The sequence below is a fragment of the Bosea beijingensis genome (genome assembly GCF_030758975.1).
GTDB classification, from domain to species: Bacteria; Pseudomonadota; Alphaproteobacteria; order Rhizobiales; family Beijerinckiaceae; genus Allobosea; species Allobosea beijingensis.
Window position 1 is genome coordinate 1 of the sequence record NZ_CP132359.1, and the last position, 19233, is coordinate 19233.

The following is a 19233-nucleotide window of genomic DNA, read 5'->3' on the forward strand; positions in this document are numbered from 1 at the left end:
GAACGGCACCCGCTTCGCGATCTCGCTGAAGTCCGGCTCCAACACTTACACGGCTGCATTCGACAGCCAGAACGTGACGATGCGTGACATCGTCAATCAGATCAACAAGTCCGGCATCGGCACCGCCTTCGTCGACGAGAAGGGCCAGCTCAACGTCAAGGGCAACGGCTCGGAGCCGCTCGAATTCGGCTTCGGCAAGGCCGACCCGGCTTCGGCCTCCGCCGCGGACGTTGCGCTCGCCGATGCCGCCGCGATCACCGCAGCCGGAACCGGCACCAGCAACGCCGTCCTGGGCTTCGTCCCCGGCGACGCTGTGCTCGCGACCGCGATCAGGGGGCAGAGCATCACCTCTTCGGTCCGCTCCAACCTGATCGACCAGTTCAACGACCTGCGCGACAAGATCGACGATCTCGCCAAGGACTCGAGCTTCAACGGCATCAACCTGCTCGCCGGCGACCGTCTCTCGATCACCTTCAACGAGAAGACCGGCAAGAACCAGACCAAGCTTGATATCCAGGGCTCGAATCTGACAGCCGACAATCTCGGCATCTCGCGCGCGATCAACACGCAGCTGACCGGCTTCGTCAATTTCCAGAACGATGCCGATCTCGACAAGGCGACCGCCTCGCTGACCGGCGCCCTGACCTCGCTGAAATCGCTCGCCTCGACGCTGGGCTCCAATCTCTCGGTCGCCCAGACCCGCCAGGACTTCACCAAGGAACTGGCCAACGTTCTGACCACCGGCGCCGGCAACCTCGTCCTGGCCGATCCGAACGAGGAAGGCGCGAGCCTGCTGGCCCTCAACACCCGCCAGCAGCTTTCGCAGACGGCGCTGTCGCTGGCCAACCAGGCCGACCAGGGCGTGCTCCGGCTCTTCGGCTGACGCCGAAGACGCCGCCCGCCCTCCCCTCCAGCCAGAAGGCAGGACCGCCATGGCCCTCAAGGTCGAACTCAAGCCGCGCGAGCGCATCATCATCGGCCAGGTGGTGATCCGCAACGACGAGCAACGCACGCGCTTCTTCATCGAGGGCGACGCACCCATCCTGCGCGAGAAGGACATCCTGACCGCCGCCACCGCCGACACACCGGCGAAGAAGATCTATCTCGCGATCCAGCTCATGTACCTGGCGCAGGATCCGACGCATGAGCACGAGACCTATTTCCAGCTCGTGCGCGATTTCATCAATGCGGCGCCCAGCGCTCTGCCGCATGTTCACGAGATCAATAACCGCATCTTAAGCGACGACCTCTATAAAGCTCTCAAGGCGGCCAGAAAGCTGATCGTCTATGAAGCGGAATTGATCGAGAATGCAAAACGGGTTTAACGCCTACGCTGCTGCGGCCAAGACTGCCCAATCCGTCGTTTCGCCTCGCGAACTCGAAGCCTCCCTCCTGATCAAGGCCGCCACGCGGCTCCAGGCCGTCGCCGACGACTGGAACCTGCGCGAACGCGAGCTGGACGAGGCGCTGACCTATAATCGCCGCCTGTGGACCCTGCTGGTCTCCGCCGTGATCGCCGAGGACAATCCCCTCCCGGTCGGCATCAAGACCAATATCGTCAGCCTCGCCAATTTCATCTTCAACCAGACCTTCAAGATCTCGGCCGATCCGCAGCCGCAATCTCTGGGTGTCCTGGTCAACATCAACCGCGACATCGCCGCCGGCCTGCGCGGGCGCTGACCGCGTCGCCGCAGCACCGGACAAACGAAAACGCCGCCCTTTCGGGGCGGCGTTTTCGTTTGGAGTGCGTGGCGATCCGGACCGCGCTCAAAGATAGTTCGTCAGCGACAGCTTGGAGAGCATCGAGGTCACCTGGTAGCTCGCCTGCAACTGCGTCTGCAGGGACAGGATCTGCGTCGCGACCTCCTCGGTGGTGACGTTCTCGACGCCGGCCAGCGTCGTGTTGAGGTAGCCCTTGGTGCTCTGGTGGCGCTCTTTTGCGCTGGTCAGCGCCGACTGGGCCGAGCCCAGCTCGGTGATGATCTCGGCCGGCTTCTGCGTGCTGCCGCCGAAGCCGAGCTTCTCACTGACCCGCGCGGTCATCGCCTCGTAGCGAGTCTGCGAATTGGTATCGCCGGCCGGGAAATTCTCGATGGCCATGATCGCGAACTGGGCGAGGCCGACGCGGAACGTCTCCTCGTTCGCCCGCGCGCCCGTACCGACGGTCTGGCCCTGGTCGACCTGGACGGTGGACGTATTGCGTGCCGGGTCAGCGCCGTCGTCGCCGCGATACCAGATCACCGTGGTCGCGGCCGCGCCGGCATTGGTCGGCGGCAGCGTCGCGCTGGCGAAGGGCGGTCCCGGAACCCGCTTCGGCGGGTTGTTCAGGCTTCCGGCGAAGAAATCCTGCGCCGCGACCTGCGAGGAGGCGGCCGAGAGCGTGGTCTTCGCCTCCTTGCCGAGCGCGGCGCCGATCGCGGTCCGCAGGTTGGCGGCCGTCGCGTTGGCATCGACGCCGATCTCGAAACTGTCGGTGTCCGAACCCGTGGTGCCGGCGGCGCGCGCGGTCAGCACCACCTCCTCCTGCGTTCCGTCCGGCAGGTTGAGCGCGATGCGCACGGTGTCGCCGGCCACGGGCTGCGTGGCGACATTGACGGCGACATCGGCCGGAGGGCCGGGATTGAAGGTCGTTGCGAGCGCGGCCGAGCTGCCGGTGATGCCCCCGATCTTGAAGCCGTAGGGGTGGACCGTCGCCTCTTCGCCGATCGTCGCCGTCGTGCCGGCGCCACCCACGGTCAGCCGGCCCTGGCCGGAGCCGAGATCGGCCTGCCGGCGCTCGTCGATCAACTGCTTCAGGCCGGCCTTGCCGGCGCCATCACCATTGACGATCTCGCCGAAGCCGGCGGTCGGCTGCGTGTCGGAGGTCTTCCCGGAGAACAGGTAGCGGCCGTTCACGGCGATGTTCAGCAGGTCGAGCGTCTGCTTGAACTTCTCCTCCGCCAGCACCTGCGGCGACGAGCGGCCGCTGGCGCTCGGCATGTAGCTGTTGGAGCGCGTATCGTTACGCGTCTCGTTGGTGAGCTTGGTGAAGTTCTCGACCGAGGCGGTCTGCAGCTTGAGATTGACGCTGGTCAGCTCGATGCCGCTCAGCCAGGAATCGATCTGCGCGACCTTGCTGTTGAGATCGAGGCTGACGCGCCTGTCGATGCCGAGATCGCCGTAGCTGGTGCTGCGCTGCTTGGTGTCGAGCTGGCGCTGGAGATCGTCGAACTGGGCCCGGGTCGAGACGAACTCGTTGGGCTTGGCCGCGCGATAGGCGCCGGTGCCGTAGCTGGTGATGGTCATTGCGGCCTCACACTCTCATCAGCACGTCCATCATCTCCTTCATCGTGGAGATGATGCGGGCATTGGCGGCATAGGCGGTCTGGAGTTCGATCAGCATCGACATCTCCTGGTCGACATTGACCTGGGATGTCTGCTGAAAACGACTCTGGATCGAGGCGAGCGCCACCTGCTGGCCTTCGTCGAGCCGCTTTGCCGCCTCGACCGCCTGCCCCTGCGAGGACACGACGCGCTGGACGAAATTCGCCACCGTCGTGCTCGAGCTGGCGCTGTTGCCGTCGAGCCCGGATGCATTGGTGATGGCGCGCTGGCTCTGCGTCAGCCGATCCAGCATCAGCTTCGGCCGGGTTGCGTCGCCTTGCGCCGTCGCCGGCGAGGTGTTGTAGGCGACCAGCAGCGAGCGATCGGCGATCAGGGCCGGGTTGACGGCGATCCGGGCGGCAAAGCCCGTGGCCTGGGACCCACCGTCATAGGAGCCGGTGAAGACGTTCCCGGAAGAGCCGTCTACGAAGAAGGGTAATTCGACCGCGCCACCCACGGAAGCGAGAACGGAGTTCGTCGGCCGGGCCGTCAGCCCGACGACATCCCGCGTCCCGGCGGCACCGTCATCGACGATGCGCAGCGTCGTGCCCGTGTTCGATACCGTGAAGCCGGTGCCGACCGCCGCCTGGATCTGCGCCGCGACGGAAGCGGGCCCGCCCGAGAAATCAATGCCGATGACGCGGTTATTGGCGTCGCCGCTCGCCGAAGCCGGCAGGGGCAACGACGCCGCGGAATCGACGCGCACGAAAGTAAAGCGCTGGGTCTGCCCGCCGGGCGTGACCTTGTAGTCCAGCGTGACCGAATTGCCGGATTGCAGGCCCGCGAGATCGACATCGAAGCCCGTCGCGGCGCCAGCCGTGACCGGCGTGCCGGCGATCTCGCGGTCCGACAGCGCCTTCGACATCTGCGCGGCGATCTCGTCGAGCTGCGCCTGGGCCTGGACCAGCGTCTTGTCGCGCAGTTCGAGATTGGCCGCGATCTCGCCCGAGCGGAAGATCCGGTTCGCGACCGCATCCGAGGCGTTCCCGGACGCATCGACGATCTTGATCGTGCCGACCCCGCGCCTGGCCGGGTCGATATTCCACTGGTCGTCCGGCCCGAGGCCGGGATGCTCGTCGAACTTGAAGGTGACGGCCGCGGTACCGTCGAAGAGCTGCGTGCCCGAGCCGGTGACGACGCTGACCGAGCCGCGCGCATCCTCCGTCGTCTTGATGTCGACGTATTGCGACAGCTCGGACAGGATCAGGTCGCGCTGGTCCTTCAGGGCAGCGGTCGCACTGTCGTTCGGGCTGCCGACGATGCGGGTATTGACCTTGGAGAGCGCGCCCAGCAGGTCGTTGACCTTGGTGACGGCGCTGGCGATGCCGGCTTCCGCCTGGCCGCGCAGGGCCTGCACGCCGTTGGACAGCGTGTTGAGCTGGCGTGCGAGCTGCGTCGCATTGTCGAGCACCTGCGAGCGCAGGCTGTAGGACGAGGGGTCGTTCTGGAGCGACTGCAGCGCCCCGGTGAACTTGTTGAAGATCGTGTCCAGCGCGGTGGCGCTGCCCGGCGCCCCATAGAGCTTGTCGAGATTGGACAGCGAACTCGCGCGGGTCGACGTATAGGCGGCGCCCGAGGCCTCCTGCCAGAGCTGGTGCTGGACGATCTTGTCGAGCAGCCGTTGGACCTGCGTGCTCTGCACGCCGACCGTCAGCCCGGAGAGGCTGTCGGCGGTCGAAACCGTGCGCCGGACATAGCCCGTCGTCCCCGCATTGGCGACGTTCTGCGAAACGACGCCGATGCCGACCTGCGCGGCGTTGAGGCCGCCGATCGCCGTGTTGAGGGAAGTGCTCAGGCCCATCGTCAACTCCTGTTGCGAGACGCGGCCCTTCTGGGCCGCGGCTTAGGCAGCTATGTCGTTCAGCGGATGATGTTGAACACCGCGCTCAGCATCTCCTGGGCGGTGGTGATGACCTTGGTGTTGGCCGAGTAGGCCTGCTGGGTGACGATCATCTTGGAGAATTCGTCGGCGATATCGGTGTTCGACTGCTCGACGCTGCCACCGACCATCTGCGAAGTGCCGAGACCGATGATCGGGGGACCGGATTCGATCGTCTCCTCGAAAGCGCCGCCATCGAGGCGCTTCAGCGAGTTGTCGGCGTTGAAGCGGGCAACCGAGACCTGGGCGAGCGCCACGACCTGGCCGTTGCTGAAGGTGCCGATCACCTGGCCTTCGGCTGAGACCGAGACGCGGTCGAGCGTGCCCGCGGTGTAGCCGTCCTGACGGATGCTGCGCGCATCGATCTGGCCGCTGACATCGCCGTTCTGGGTCACGCCATTGCCGCCGGTCGTCAGGTTGATGCCGGTGATGGTGGTGCCGTTGATCGTCATGGTCGGCAGCGTGATGTCGCCGGTCGCCGGGGTCACCATCTGCCCGGTGGTGCCGAAGGTGACGTTCTGGCCGGCCTGAACATAGGCGACCTGGCCGGCGCCCGTCGCGCTGGTATCCTGCGCCACGAACAGGCCCCAGGTGCCGGTCGTCGGCGGAACCGCGGCCGGGTTGCCGTTGTCGATCTTGGCCCAGCGCATCTCGACGCTGGTGGCCTTGCCGAGCGTGTCATAGACGGTGACCGACCCGCCCGGGATCGAGGTCGCCAGGAAGCTGCTGATACTGTTGCCCATGACGGCCGCGTTGCCGGCATAGGGGTTCGGTGCCGCGCCAGCCGCCGTGACAGAGGCGGGGTTGAGGAATTCCGTGCCGCCTTGAGTCTTCTGCGTCGTCGCCGGCACGGCCGGGATATTGGCGCGGTACTCGATCGAGGTCGTCGCCTTGGCCGGGAACTGTTCCTTGGTGATGCGCAGCACGTCCGGCTGCGTGCCGATGAGCTGGCCGGTCACCTGGTCGATCTTCAGGCCCTTGAGATAGTAGCCCGCGCCGTTGACCAGATAGCCGTTGGCGTCGAAGTCGAAATCGCCGCGGCGGGTGTAGAGGTTGGTGTTGGCGAACTGCGTATTGGCGCCGACGCCGCTCTGGCGCTGGTCGACCACGAAGAAGCCGTCGCCGTTGATCGCGATATTGGTGTCGATGCGGGTCGGGTTGAGATCGCCCTGGATCGAGTTCGTCGCCTGGCTGAAGGCCTGGACCGAACCGGCGACCTGCCGTCGCAACGCCGCATCCGGCACGAGATCGGCGAAGGCGGTATCGACGCGCTTGTAGCCCGCCGTCCGCGAGTTGGCGATGTTTCCGGAGATGTTCTCGAGCGCATAGGACTGCGCCGTCATTCCGGAAACCGCCGTGGTCAGCGCGCTGAAAACACCCATGGAACCCTCACCTCGACCGGCAGCCCCCAAGGGCGGCCCACAACTTTCGAGGCGAGGTTCTGCACGGGGCGTGCCACGCGCGGCATCGTGCTATTTCAAGGAGTTGGATCGTTTACGGAACATTAAACGGCATTCGGAACCGGGCAGAATCGCCCTCACCGGCAGATTCTGCCGGGTTCAGGCGTCCCCGTCCTTCTCGCCGCGCCAGCCGCCGAGATCGCCCGCGACATCCGACAGCGTCGGCGAGGTGGCTTCTACGAAGGGTAAGGGCCGGCAGACTGCAAGCGCCGCCAGTCCGATCCGGGCGGTCAGCATTCCGTTGATGACGCCCTCGCCGAGCTTGGCCGAAAGCCGCGCCGCGAGCCCCTGCCCAACCACTTGCTGGATCACGGCATCGCCCGCCGCCATGCCGCCGGTCAGGACGAGATGGTTCATCACCTGCCGCGCCAGCCGGAGCAGACCGAGAGTGCCGGGCCGCCCGGCATAGATGCCGGCGATGGAGCGCAGCAATCGCGCACAGGCGACCAGTACGAAGACGACATCGACCAGCGCCCGCGGACTGACTGCCGTGACCAGCGAGACGCGCCGCGCCGCCTGCGCGATCTGCGCGGTCGCCAGCGCATCGAGCGGCGCGAGCAGGCTGCGTTCCGCCACCGTCAGCATGTCGCGCGCCGCGAAGAGCTGCGGCAGCGCCTCCTGCAGGGCGGCGCGGCCCTGCGCCGTCTGCGCCCGCCCCTTGTAGAGCGCGACGAGCTCGCCGGCGATCGCCCGGCCTTCATCGGGCGTGCCGCCGGCCAGTACCGCCACGGCGCGGTCGCGCAAAGCCTCGACCTTGCGCTCGCGCAGGATGTCGCGCAGCACCCGCCCGAGCATGACCAGAAGCGCCAGCGTCGCGACAGCCGCACAGACCAGCGCGGCATAGCCGAGCGCCGGGTTCTGGCTCATCAGCGAGCGGATGGTGTTCTCGACCCAGACGCCGGCTGCCAGCGCCAGGAAGCCGGACAGGCCGGCCACGAACAGCGAGCCCCAGGAGAAACCCCGCCTGGCTTTCACGGGCGCGACGGGCACGGCGGCATCGATCGGCTCGCTCTCCGGCAGGATGGCGAGATCGCCCTGCCGCAGCGGGGCCTCGGCGATTGACCCGCCCGGCTGGGAAGTATCGAGGCGGATCGCGCGCGGTGCCTTGCTCATCGCGAAACCCCGTTCATGCCAGCTTGTCGCCAATCAGGAATTCCAGCGCACGGTCAAGGCGGATCTGCGGCGGTGGCTTCAGGCGCCCGCCCGCATCCGGCCCGACCAATGGCGGCCGGAAGCGCGGCGCCCTGACCTGCCAATGTGCCTTGGGATCGAAGATCGCTTCGGGCCGCTCGGGCAACTCGCCGGGGAAGATGGCCGCTTCCGCGGTGCCGTCGAAGACCTGCCCGTCGATCGTCTCGCCCGCCTCCGGCACCCCGGCGATGGCCGGCAACTCCTCGCGCCCTTCCTTGATCCGGACCTCATGGGTTGCCCGCACGGCCGCCAGCGCCATGGCCTCGACCCGCGCGCCTGCGCCTTGCGCCCGCGACAGCGCCCGCCCGACCAGATGCGACATCACCGCCGCCAGCCGGTCATGGCTCGCATGGTGGATATGGTCGGCCTTGGTCGCAGCGAAGAGCACGCGCTCGATCCGCGGCGCGAACAGGCTCGACAGCCAGGAATTGCGCCCGACCGAGAAGGCCGCGAGTGCCTGCCCCAAGGCAGTTTCGAGATCGGCCAGAGCCGGCGCCCCGGCGTCGAGTGCGGCGAGCACGTCGACCAGCACGATCTGGCGGTCGAGCCTGGCGAAATGATCGCGGAAGAACGGCGTCACCACGACGCGCTTATAGGCCTCGAACCGCTCCGCCATCAGCGCCGCGAGCGTGCCCGGACGCACGTCGCGGTCATGGCCGAGATCGAGCGGCGCGAAGGTCAGCGCCGGCGAGCCTTCGAGATCACCCGGCATCAGGAAGCGCCCGGGCGGCGTCACCGCGACCGCCTCGGGATCGGCCCGCAGCCGGGCGAGATAGCCCTTGAACAGATCGCTCGCCGCTTCCGCCGCAAGCTCGTCCGGCGCCCCGTCCGGATCGCGTCCCGGCAGGTCCGCCAGCCACTCCGCTGCGGCCTCGCGCCGATGTGCCTTGCGGGCATCGGCCACGGCCTGCGCCGACCACGCCTTGTAGTCCTGCCCGATCAAGGCGAGGTCGAGCAGCCATTCGCCGGGATAGTCGACGATGTCGAGCGTCAGCGTCGCCGGCCCCTTGAACCAGCCGGCCGCGCGCTCGTAGTCGATCTCGACCCTGAGCTCGGAGATGCGCCGGGTCGATTCCGGCCAACGCCGATCCTCGCCGTTCATGGCGGCACGATGCGCCTCATAGGGAAAGCGCGGCACGTCCGGATCAGGTTGCGGCACCAGCCGCACACGGGCGATGCGACCCTCGGACGAAGCCTTCAGCACCGGCAGCTTCGCGCCTTCGATCAGATTCTGGATCAGGGCGGTGGTGAAGACCGTCTTGCCCGAGCGCGACAGGCCGGTGATGCCGATCCGCAGCCGCGGGCGCGCAAGCCCGAGCATGCTGTCGCCGAAGGCGAGAGCCGCATTGCGGGCGCTGTCGATATAGGAGGTGTCGCTCACGATGCCGCGGCGATCATTCGTCGGGCCCTTCGCCCAGCGATCCCGGGGTCACGAAGCGGTCGAGCCTGCCCTCGCGCGCCGCGACCGCGTACCAGTGCTCGGTGGCGAAATCGATTACGGCGAGCCCGCAGGTCGGATATTTCTGGCTCATCCGCGCCGAGGCATAGCGATCGCCATGGCCGGTCAGCAGATGCGCCAGCTCCTCGAAGCCGGGATTATGGCCGATCAGCAGGAGGGTCCGGACATCGCCCTCGACCTCCTGCACGACCTCGAGCAGGCGCTCGACCTTGGCCTCGTAGATGCGCGGCTCGTACTGCGTCGCCGGCTTCTCGGGCAGCATCGGCGCGACCATCTCCCAGGTCTCGGCCGTGCGCTTGGCCGGCGAGATCAGCACGAGATCGGGGAGCAGCAATTCGTCGGCGAGATAGCGCCCCATCACCGGAGCGGCCTCGCGCCCGCGCACCGCGAGCGGTCGGTCGCGGTCGGCCACACCCGTGGGCCAGTGGGACTTGGCGTGGCGCAGTAGCATGAGGCGTCGCATGGGAAGAACCTAGCGATGCCGGAGCCGATTTGCGAGGGGTAGCCTCACCGGCTCTCGCGCCGGGCCATGAAGGCGAGCTTCTCGAACAGCGAGACATCCTGCTCGTTCTTGAGCAGCGCCCCGTGCAGCGGCGGGATCAGCTTGCGCGGATCGCGCTCGCGCAGCACCTCCGGCCCGATATCCTCGGCGACGAGGAGCTTGAGCCAGTCGAGCAGTTCGGAGGTCGAGGGCTTCTTCTTGATGCCGGGCACCTCACGCACCTCGAAGAACAGGCGCAGCGCCTCTTCCATCAGGCGCTTCTTGATACCGGGAAAATGCACCTCGACGATCGCCTGCATCGTCTCCGCGTCGGGGAAGCGGATATAGTGGAAGAAGCAGCGGCGCAGGAACGCGTCGGGCAATTCCTTCTCGTTGTTCGAGGTGATGATCATCACCGGCCGCTGCGCCGCCTTGATCGTCTCGCCGGTCTCGTAGACATGGAATTCCATGCGATCGAGCTCGAGCAGCAGGTCGTTGGGGAATTCGATATCGGCCTTGTCGATCTCGTCGATCAATAGCACCGGCCGGACCGGCGCGACGAAAGCCTCCCAGAGCTTGCCGCGCTTGATGTAATTGCCGATCTCGGAGACGCGGGGGTCGCCGAGCTGGCTGTCGCGCAAGCGGCTCACCGCATCGTATTCGTAGAGGCCCTGCTGCGCCTTGGTCGTCGACTTGATGTGCCAGGTGATGAGCGGCGCGCCGAGCGCGGCGGCGACCTCCTCGGCCAGCACCGTCTTGCCCGTGCCGGGCTCGCCCTTCACCAGCAGCGGACGTTCCAGCCGGATCGCGGCATTGACGGCGACGGTGAGATCCTCCGTCGCGACGTAGTTTTCAGTGCCGGCAAAACGCATGGGCAGTCCTTCTGAACGATTGGCCGGACGCTAGCCCATCCATTGCGGGCGCGGAAACCGCTTTTTCGCCCGAGGCACCTGAGCATCCCTACCTAAAGGCTCGCGCCGTAACGCGAATTTCTGCCCGCCATGACGATTCCAAGGTTGTGCTGCGACGCCGCAAACCGCAAGAGTTGCCGGCGCAGCCCGCAAGCCCTCGAATCGCAAGGTCAGCCCTTTTGGCCGGAACAGTCGACCCCTCCGTCTACAAGGACGCCGTCGTCGTACTCGCGACGGCCGGCGTGGTCGTGCCGCTGGCCAAGAGCCTCAGGGTCAACTCGATCATCGCCTTCGTCGCTTGCGGCGCCCTGCTCGGCCCCTACGGTCTCGGAGGCCTCGCAGCCAGGCTTCCGCTGCTGAGCACGATCACGGTCTCGAACGCGGAAGCGCTGGCCGGACCGGCCGAGCTCGGCGTCGCCTTCCTGCTCTTCGTCATCGGGCTGGAACTCTCCTTCGAGCGCCTGATGACGATGAAGCGCCTCGTCTTCGGCCTCGGGCTCGGCCAGGTCGGGCTCTGTGCCGCCGCGATCGGCTTCTTCGCCTATGCGCTCGGCCAGCCCGCGGCAGCGGCGCTGATCATCGGCTTCGGCCTCGCTTTGTCCTCGACCGCGATGGTCGTCGAACTATTGGCCGCCAAAAAGCGGATGACGACATCGGCCGGCCGCTCCAGCTTCGCCATCCTGCTCTGCCAGGATCTCGCGGTCATCCCGCTGTTGTTCCTGATCAGCGTGCTCGACGCCCAGAACGGCTCGGGCTCTCTGCTCGCCGGCCTGGCCCAGGCTTTCATCCAGGCCTTCGTCGCCATCGCCGTCATCGTCGTCATCGGCCGGCTGGCTTTGCGTCCGCTGTTCCGGCTGGTCGCCTCGACCGATTCGACCGAAAGCTTCATGGCCGCGACGCTACTGACCGCGCTCGGCACCGGCCTGATCGCGGCAGCCGCTGGCCTCTCCATGGGACTAGGGGCCTTCATCGCGGGGCTGCTGCTCGCCGAGACGGAGTTCCGCCGCGCGATCGAGGTCACGATCGACCCGTTCAAGTCGCTGCTGATCGGCGTCTTCTTCCTCACGGTCGGCATGGGCGTGAACCCGGCCGATATCGCGGCCCATCCCTTTGCGATCCTCGGCGGCGCGGCCGGGCTCGTCCTGCTCAAGGGCAGCATCATCTTCGTGCTGGCCCGCCGCTTCCGGCTGGCAACGGCGACTGCGCTCGAAACGGCGATGCTGGTCGCGCCCGGCGGGGAATTCGCCTTCGTGCTGCTCAATGCCGCGACCGGCGCCAAGCTGATCGATCCCGGCGCCACCAGCATCGTGCTGGCCGCCGTCTCGCTGACCATGGTCGCGCTGCCGCTGCTGGCCCGCATCGCCCGCAATCTCGCGCAGAAGCTGGCGACGCCGGTCATGCTGCCCGATGAAGCCGCGGTCCTGCCGCCGGACGACCATGCACCCCGTGCGATCGTCGTCGGCGGCGGCCGCGTCGGCCGTCTCGTCGGCTCGATGCTGGACGAGCACGGCAAGTCCCATATCGTCATCGACGCCGATGCTTCGCTGATCACCGCACAAAGGCGCGCCGGCCGCCCCGCCTATTACGGCGACGCGACCAAGCCCGAGTTCCTGCGCCTCTGCGGCCTGGAGGAAGCGACGGCTCTGATCGTGACGATCGATAATCCCCGCGCGGTCGACGCCATCGTCCTCGCGGCGCGCTCGCTGCGGCCGGACATCGTCATCGTCGCCCGTGCCCGCGATGCGACTCATGCCCGCCACCTCTACGAGATCGGCGTCAACGACGCGGTTCCCGAAACCATCGAGGCCAGCCTGCAATTGTCGGAAGCGGCGCTGGTCGGCCTCGGCGTGCCGATGGGTCTCGTCATCGCCTCGGTTCACGAGCGGCGCGACGGCTTCCGCGCCCAGCTCAAGCCGGCAGGCGATGCGGCAGCCCGCGCCCTTCCCCGCCACGCCCGCTCGCGAAGGCTGTAAGCGTGGTGGTGGCCGGCGCCTCCGGCTCGCGCGGGAAATAACCGGCTTCGCGCGCCACGCGCCGGATATGGCCGTAGAACTGCGCCGCGCTCGCCGCCCAGCTATGGCACGCCGCCAGTTCAAGGCAGGCCTCGCGCGGCACCCTGAGCGCCTGCATCGCGGCGCTGCGCAGATCCTCGTCCAGCACCGCCGCGCCGCTGCCGGCGAAGACGTCGCGCGGCCCCTGCACCGGGAAGGCAGCGACGGGCAAGCCGCTCGCTGCCGCCTCCAGCAGGACGATGCCGAACGTGTCGGTCAGGCTTGGAAAGACGAAGACGTCCGAGGAGGCATAGATCCCGGCCAGTTCCTCGCCCTCCTTCAGGCCGAGGAAGCGGGCCTCGGGAAAGGTGCGTTCGAGATCGGGCCGTGCCGGCCCGTCACCGACCACGACCTTGCTGCCCGGCAGCTTGAGCGACAGGAAGGCCTCGACATTCTTCTCGACCGCGACCCGGCCGACATAGAGGAAGATCGGTCGCGGCAGGTCGAGCAGGCTCTGCGGGCGCGGATGGAACAGGCTGAGATCGACGCCCCGCCCCCAGCGCACCAGCTTCTCGAAGCCGTGCTGGCGCAGTTCCTCCTCCACCGTCGCGGTCGAGACCATCACGGCAGCGGCCGGACCATGGAAGCGGCGCAGCAGCCGGTAGCTCCAGCTCTCGGGTATCGGCCAGCGCGCCGCGATATATTGCGGGAACCGCGTGTGATAGCTCGTCGTGAACGGCCGCTTCTGGGCGAGGCAGACGGCCCGCGTCAGCCAGCCGATCGGCCCCTCGGTCGCGATATGGATATGGTCCGGCGCGAAATCGGCGATCCGCGCTGCCAGCGCCCGGCGGGTCGCGAGCGCTAACCGGATATCGGGATAACTCGGCAGGCCCACCTGGTGGAAACCCTCCGGCGTCAGCGCCTGCGCCGTGATCCCGAGTCCGGGCGCCGCCTGGATCATCTGCTCCAGCGAGCGCACCACGCCGTTGACCTGGGGCCGCCAGGCATCGGTCGCGATGAGAACTCGCATCACGCCGCCTCGATCAAGTCCCGAACCGGAGCCGGCCGCGCCGGCATCGCTAGCGGCTCGGTAGGCATCGTCTTCATGCGGCCCTGCGGCCAGCGGATCAATTCGAAGCGGCCATCCTCGTGTTCGACGAAGGCGGTGCAGCTTTCCACCCAATCGCCGGTATTGAGGTAGGTCAGGCCGTCGATCTCGCGCTGCGCGGCATGGTGGATATGGCCGCAGATCACGCCATCGGCCTTGTGGCGGCGCGCCTCGGTGGCGAGGCAGGTCTCGAACTCGCCGATATAGTTCACAGCGTTCTTGACCTTGGCCTTGGCCCAGGCCGAGAGCGACCAATGCGGCAGGCGCAGGACGCGGCGCACCCGGTTGATCGCCATGTTGAGTGCGAGCGCCACCGTGTAGGCCCAGTCGCCGAGCAGCGCGAGCCATTTGGCGTTGCGAACCACGAGATCGAACAGGTCGCCATGGATGACGAGCATGCGCTTGCCGTCGGCCGTCTCGTGGATGATCTCGTCGACCAGCGTGATGCCGCCGAACTGCAGGCCGGTGAAATCGCGCAGGAAATCGTCGTGGTTGCCGGTGACGTAGATCAGCTTCGAGCCCTTGCGCACCTTGCGCAGCAGCTTCTGGATCACGTCGTTATGCGCCTGCGGGAAATACCAACCGCTTTTCAGGCGCCAGCCGTCGATGATGTCGCCGATGAGATAGATCTGCGGCGCATCATAGGCGCGCAGGAACTCCAGCACGAGATCGGCCTGGGCCCCGCGGGTGCCCAGGTGCAGATCCGAGATGAAGATGCTGCGGACCCGCTTGGTATCGTCCTCGTCGCTCATGCCGGAAAGCCCCTGCTGCTGCGATGCGAGGGCCGTGTGTCTGATTTGCGTTGCGCTTTGATGACGACGCGGCCAATCCATGATCTGGGTAAAGGCCTCGAATACCTCGACGCTGATCGGAGACCATCATGGATCTGGGAATTGCCGGCCGCACGGCCATCATCTGCGCCTCCAGCAAGGGGCTGGGCCGCGGTTGCGCCGAGGCGCTGGCGCAGGCCGGCTGCACCGTCGTCATCAACGGCCGCGACGCCAAGACGCTCGAGGCGACCGCCGCTGCGATCCGCGCCGCGACGGGTGCGACCGTCATCGCCGTCGTCGCCGACGTCTCGACCAAGGCCGGCCAGGATGCCCTGCTCGCGGCGGCTCCCAATCCCGACATTCTCGTCAACAACAATGGCGGCCCGCCGCCCAAGCCATTCCGCCAGGTGACGCGCGAAGGCCTGCTCGAAGGCGTGGTCCAGAACATGGCGACCCCGCTGGAGCTGGTGCAGCGCGTCATCGACGGCATGGTCGAGCGCGGCTTCGGCCGGATCATCAACATCACCTCGGCGAGCGTCGTGACCCCGCTGACCGGACTCGACGTCTCCTCGGCCGCGCGCGCCGGCCTCACCGCCTTCCTCTCGGGCGTCGCCCGCGAGGTCGCGCATGCCAATGTCACCATCAACAACATCCTGCCCGGCGTGTTCGACACCGACCGGATCAAGACCGCCACCAACAAGGTTGCCGAAATGCAGGGCATCAGCATCGAGCAGGCCACCAAGAACCGGCTCGCCGCGGTTCCTGCCGGCCGCCTCGGCACGCCCGACGAATTCGGCAAGCTCTGCGCCTTCGTCGCCAGCGCCCATGCCGGCTACCTCACCGGTCAGAACTTCCTGATCGACGGCGGCGCCTTCCGCGGCACGTTCTGACGCCGTTCCCACATCAATGACTTGGCCGGGTTGCAGAGTTCTCGCTTCGCTTCCCGGCCTCGACATGCTCTAAGGAGCGACGGTTTCGCTCGAAACCGTTCCAGCTCCCGGCCGCGCGCTTTGTCCCCTTTCCTCGGCATCACCCTCAAGCTGGTCTCGGCGCTGGCCTTCACGCTGATGTCGGCCGGGATCAAGTCGATCTCGACACGCTACCCGACCGGCGAGATCGTCTTCATCCGCTCGTTCTTCGCGATGATTCCGCTGCTCATCTGGCTGGCCTGGCGCTCCGAGCTGCCTCACGCCCTGAAGACCAGCAACCTGCGCGGCCATCTCAAGCGCGGCATCATGGGCTCGACCGGCATGTTCTGCGGCTTCGCGGCCCTGCAGTTCCTGCCGCTCTCGGAGGCCGTCGCCATCGGCTATGCCGCGCCGCTCGCCGTGGTGGTGCTGGCCGCGCTCGTGCTCAAGGAACGGGTTCGCATCTACCGCTGGAGCGCCGTGACGATCGGCTTCGTCGGCGTGCTCATCATGCTTTCGCCGCATCTGGGTGCGGGCGCCCACCCCGTCGGTGGCAATGCCGCGCTTGGCGCCATGCTCGGTCTCGCCGGCGCCTTCTGCTCGGCCTTCGCCTCGGTCGAGGTGCGGCTCCTGACCGCGACCGAGCGCACCGGCGCGATCGTGTTCTACTTCATGCTGCTGACCAGCCTGCTCGGCCTCACGACCATCCTGCTCGGCTGGAACATGCCCAACCTCCAGGACGCGGCGATGATGGTCCTGATCGGCATTCTCGGCGGGCTCGGCCAGATCCTGATCGTCCAGGCCTATCGCTATGGCGACGCCTCGCTGATCGCGCCCTTCGAATACTCCACCATGCTCTGGGCCGTCGCGATCGGCTGGTTCTGGTTCGGCGAATGGCCGGCGCTGGCGATCCTGATCGGCGCGACCATCGTCATCGCCTCCGGCATCTACGTGATCCTGCGCGAACGTCAGCTCGGCCTCGCCCGTCGCGAGCAGCGCGAGGTCGGCCCCAGCCGCATGATCTGAGGACGAGCGAACCGAAAGTCCTGCGTCCGGCACAGTTCGCTTGTTCAAACGATCGTCCGCCGTTACAAACGACGCCACAGTCGAAAAGGGGCCGGATGCATGGGAATCGAGACGAAGGAGCGCGGCGGGCGGGAGCTTGAATCCGGGGCTCAGGTCATCTCGGGCCAGCTCGGCAAGACCATCCAGCGCCTGCGCAAGGCCTACAATTTCTCGCTCTCCGACCTCGCCGAGCAGTCCGGCGTCGCCAAGTCGATCATCAGCCAGATCGAGCGCAACGAGACCAACCCGACATTGGCGACGATCTGGCGGCTGTCGCAGGCGCTCGACATCTCAATCGAGCGCGTCCTTTCCAGCGGCGAGGAAGAACCCTTCATCGAGAAGACCACACGGGCCGACACGCCGATCCTCGTCTCCGAGGACGGCAAGCTGCGCCTCGCCATCGTCGGCTGGATCAAGACGGTCGAATGGCTGCAATGGTACGAGGTCAGCGCCGAGCCCGGCGGTGAGCTCGATTCAGAAGGCCACCAGCGCGGCTCGATCGAATCGCTCTCGGTGACTTCGGGCGAATTCGAGGTCGAGGTCGGCGATATCGTCCAGCGCGCCAAAGCCGGCGAAACCCTGCGCTACCGCTGCGACCGTCGACATGTCGTCCGCTGCGTCGGCAACGAACCCGGAACCGCCCTGATGGTCTGCATCCTCAAGGCTGCGGTGATGGAGTAGGCCGGCGCTCCGGCCCGCCTGACGACCTCCGGCCGGTTATCCCCTCTGCTGCCGCCCGTCGAGCATTGCCACAAGCTGAAGTTAACTTCTCTCGGCTAGATCGCCTTAAGGTTGGGCGTGTTGGGAGCAGTTGATCATGCCTGAAGCCGAACGCCGGCACCGCTGACAGCGATACCGATGGATCTCGCGACTCTCTGGTATCTGACGACGGGAACGGCGATCCTCGCCGCCATCATGACCTTCTGGGAGCGGAAAGGTCATGGCCAGCGCGCGGACGAGCTCGGGCTTTGGGCTTCCGCCTATGCTTCCTTTGCTTTGGGCTGCGTCCTGTCGTTGGTCCGCAAGGACCTGCCCGGCGTTTCCGGCTACGCCATCTCCAACCTTGCGATGATGCTCGGCTACCTGTTGGTGCTCAGGGGTGCCTTGCTGCTGGACGGCCGCAGGCTGCATCCCGCCGCGATGCTCGGGCTCCTGGCCGCGATCGGAAGCGCCTGGTTCGCGGGCGGCATCGCCACGGCCGAACTCCTCTGGAACCATGTCAGCGCGATCCCGATCGCTATCGTCTCGGGCCTGACCGCCCTCGCATTGCTGCGCAGCCGGACCGCGCAGGCGCTGCGCTCCCGCCCGATCGCGGTCGCCGTCTTCGCGCTGCACGCCCTGTTCTATGCCGCTCGCGCCTTCGTCGTGCCGGTCCTCGCTTCGATCCAGGGAGACGAAATCCTCGCGCTCGCGGCGGAGATCACGATGTACGAGGCGGTGCTGTTCACCGTCGCGATGTCGATGTCGCTACTCGCCCTCGTGCGCGAGGAGGATCGCGTTCATCTCCTCGCGACTGCACGCACCGACTTTCTGACCGGCCTCAACAACCGGCAAGGCTTCTTCGAACTCGCGCCACGGCACCTGAGCCGGGCCGCCAAGGACGCTTCTCACTCCCTGCTCGCCTTCGACCTCGACCACTTCAAGGCCATCAACGACCGCCACGGCCATGATGCCGGCGACCGCATCCTCAGACTCTTTGCCGAGATTGCCCGTGAAGCCGCAGGCCCAGACAGCATGAGCGCACGGCTCGGCGGCGAAGAATTCACGATCTTGCTGCCCGATACAAGGACAGCGGAAGCCCATGCGATCGGCCAGGACATCGCCCGCCGCTTCACGGAAGCCGCCGTGCGGCATGACGGACCCGGCATCCCCGCGACCGTCAGCATCGGCCTCGCCGAGGCCAGCGGCCGGGACGTCGACCTCACCGCGCTTCTGGCTGCGGCGGATCGCGCGCTGTACCGGGCGAAGACGCTCGGCCGCAACCGCATCGAAACCGCGCTGCCCGAGCCGGTCGCGAAGGCGGCCTAGGGTCTGTACGCTTCCGTCTCCGCGATGAGGTCGGTCAGCGGCCGGGTTCCATCCCACAAAGCCGCGCTCCATCTCTCGGCGCGCGCCGCGTCAACATTCGCCTGCTTGTCGTCGATGAAGAAGATCTCGCCGGGGGGACAAGCCGCTCCGCGCCGCGACGGCGCGGTAGAAGGCACCGTCCGGCTTGGTGCAGCCGAGCTCGGCTGCGTAGTGCATGCCGTCGAAATGCTGCTTCAGCGCGAGCTCGTCCCAGATGTAGCGGGCGCGCTCATGCTCCTGCACGGTGGCGAGATACAGCTTCACGCCACTCGCCCGGATCGGCCCGAGCTGTGCCAACAGGCCGTGATCGAGATGGGCATCGTTCTCGAACCAGTAGCGGATCAGCCGGTCGGCGCCGAGCCCCGGCGCGATCCTGGCCAATACCGGCCCGAGCCTCTCCCGCAAACCGGCGCGCCCCATGATGATATCTGGCCAATGCGGTTGGAAGAACGCCGATTGCAGCAGCTTCTGCGGCAGGCCGAGATCGCGTTCGAGATGCACGGCCCACCCCTGCGGATCGGGATGCACGATCACGACGCCGTCGACATCGACCATCAAGGCCTTGAAGCGCATGTCTCCG

Annotated in this window: 18 protein-coding genes; 8 read left to right on the plus strand and 10 right to left on the minus strand. The window is 67.0% G+C overall.

The window, feature by feature from the left end:
• Window positions 1-79: 79 nt before the first annotated feature.
• The 3 genes from Q9235_RS00005 to flaF are packed head-to-tail and all read left to right on the plus strand — an operon-like array spanning window position 80 to window position 1680.
• Window positions 80-883 carry a flagellin gene (locus tag Q9235_RS00005; protein WP_306224723.1) on the plus strand — a complete coding sequence of 268 codons (804 nt, stop codon included), beginning with the start codon at window positions 80-82 and terminating at the stop codon, window positions 881-883.
• A gap of 49 nt (window positions 884-932) precedes the next feature.
• Window positions 933-1325 (plus strand): flagellar biosynthesis repressor FlbT, encoded by a 393-nt coding sequence (flbT, locus tag Q9235_RS00010; protein WP_306224724.1) that lies wholly within the window; start codon window positions 933-935, stop codon window positions 1323-1325.
• A complete protein-coding gene (gene flaF, locus Q9235_RS00015; RefSeq protein ID WP_306224725.1) occupies window positions 1309-1680 on the plus strand; it encodes a flagellar biosynthesis regulator FlaF in 372 nt (123 codons plus the stop codon). Before flbT ends, flaF begins: the two co-directional genes overlap by 17 nt.
• Before the next feature lie 87 nt (window positions 1681-1767).
• On the opposite strand, the gene Q9235_RS00020 is transcribed toward flaF, so the two are convergent.
• From Q9235_RS00020 to Q9235_RS00050, 7 genes are all read right to left on the minus strand, one after another.
• Window positions 1768-3285: a flagellin gene (locus Q9235_RS00020; protein WP_306224726.1), complete on the minus strand. Its 1518-nt coding sequence runs from the start codon at window positions 3283-3285 to the stop codon at window positions 1768-1770.
• A 7-nt stretch (window positions 3286-3292) separates the two neighbouring features.
• Entirely contained in the window at window positions 3293-5164 is a 1872-nt protein-coding gene (gene flgK / locus Q9235_RS00025) for a flagellar hook-associated protein FlgK (RefSeq protein WP_306224727.1), read from the minus strand.
• A gap of 59 nt (window positions 5165-5223) precedes the next feature.
• Window positions 5224-6624: a flagellar hook protein FlgE gene (locus Q9235_RS00030; protein WP_306224728.1), complete on the minus strand. Its 1401-nt coding sequence runs from the start codon at window positions 6622-6624 to the stop codon at window positions 5224-5226.
• 177 nt (window positions 6625-6801) lie between these two features.
• Entirely contained in the window at window positions 6802-7815 is a 1014-nt protein-coding gene (locus Q9235_RS00035; RefSeq protein ID WP_306224729.1) for a YcjF family protein, read from the minus strand.
• Window positions 7816-7828: 13 nt separating this feature from the next.
• A complete protein-coding gene (locus Q9235_RS00040) occupies window positions 7829-9214 on the minus strand; it encodes a YcjX family GTP-binding protein (protein WP_306228473.1) in 1386 nt (461 codons plus the stop codon).
• A gap of 73 nt (window positions 9215-9287) precedes the next feature.
• Window positions 9288-9815 (minus strand): SixA phosphatase family protein, encoded by a 528-nt coding sequence (locus Q9235_RS00045; protein ID WP_306224730.1) that lies wholly within the window; start codon window positions 9813-9815, stop codon window positions 9288-9290.
• A 44-nt stretch (window positions 9816-9859) separates the two neighbouring features.
• Window positions 9860-10705: an AAA family ATPase gene (locus Q9235_RS00050; protein WP_306224731.1), complete on the minus strand. Its 846-nt coding sequence runs from the start codon at window positions 10703-10705 to the stop codon at window positions 9860-9862.
• Between the two features lie 218 nt (window positions 10706-10923).
• On the opposite strand from Q9235_RS00050, the gene Q9235_RS00055 reads away from it, so the two are divergent.
• Window positions 10924-12717: a cation:proton antiporter domain-containing protein gene (locus Q9235_RS00055; RefSeq protein ID WP_306224732.1), complete on the plus strand. Its 1794-nt coding sequence runs from the start codon at window positions 10924-10926 to the stop codon at window positions 12715-12717.
• On the opposite strand, the gene Q9235_RS00060 is transcribed toward Q9235_RS00055, so the two are convergent.
• Both Q9235_RS00060 and Q9235_RS00065 read right to left on the minus strand, forming a co-directional pair.
• Complete coding sequence (locus Q9235_RS00060) at window positions 12653-13765, minus strand: glycosyltransferase family 4 protein (protein ID WP_306224733.1); 1113 nt, start codon at window positions 13763-13765, stop codon at window positions 12653-12655. The two genes, Q9235_RS00055 and Q9235_RS00060, sit on opposite strands and share 65 nt — an antisense overlap.
• Entirely contained in the window at window positions 13765-14595 is an 831-nt protein-coding gene (locus Q9235_RS00065) for a UDP-2,3-diacylglucosamine diphosphatase (RefSeq protein ID WP_306224734.1), read from the minus strand. Before Q9235_RS00065 ends, Q9235_RS00060 begins: the two co-directional genes overlap by 1 nt.
• 128 nt (window positions 14596-14723) lie before the next feature.
• Here Q9235_RS00065 and Q9235_RS00070 point away from each other — a divergent pair, with 128 nt between their 5' ends.
• From Q9235_RS00070 to Q9235_RS00085, 4 genes are all read left to right on the plus strand, one after another.
• The gene (locus tag Q9235_RS00070) at window positions 14724-15503 is read left to right on the plus strand and encodes an SDR family oxidoreductase (RefSeq protein WP_306224735.1); all 780 of its coding nucleotides are present in this window, start codon (window positions 14724-14726) and stop codon (window positions 15501-15503) included.
• A 120-nt stretch (window positions 15504-15623) separates the two neighbouring features.
• Window positions 15624-16547, plus strand: a complete 924-nt coding sequence (locus Q9235_RS00075) for a DMT family transporter (protein WP_306224736.1) — start codon at window positions 15624-15626, stop codon at window positions 16545-16547.
• A gap of 99 nt (window positions 16548-16646) precedes the next feature.
• On the plus strand, window positions 16647-17267 hold the full coding sequence (locus Q9235_RS00080; RefSeq protein WP_199091747.1) for a helix-turn-helix domain-containing protein: 621 nt from the start codon (window positions 16647-16649) through the stop codon (window positions 17265-17267).
• A 177-nt stretch (window positions 17268-17444) separates the two neighbouring features.
• Window positions 17445-18614, plus strand: coding sequence for a GGDEF domain-containing protein (locus Q9235_RS00085; protein WP_306224737.1), 1170 nt, complete (start codon window positions 17445-17447; stop codon window positions 18612-18614).
• Window positions 18615-18704: 90 nt separating this feature from the next.
• Here Q9235_RS00085 and Q9235_RS00090 read toward each other — a convergent pair whose 3' ends face one another.
• Complete coding sequence (locus tag Q9235_RS00090; RefSeq protein WP_306224738.1) at window positions 18705-19226, minus strand: HAD family hydrolase; 522 nt, start codon at window positions 19224-19226, stop codon at window positions 18705-18707.
• Between the last annotated feature and the right edge of the window lie 7 nt (window positions 19227-19233).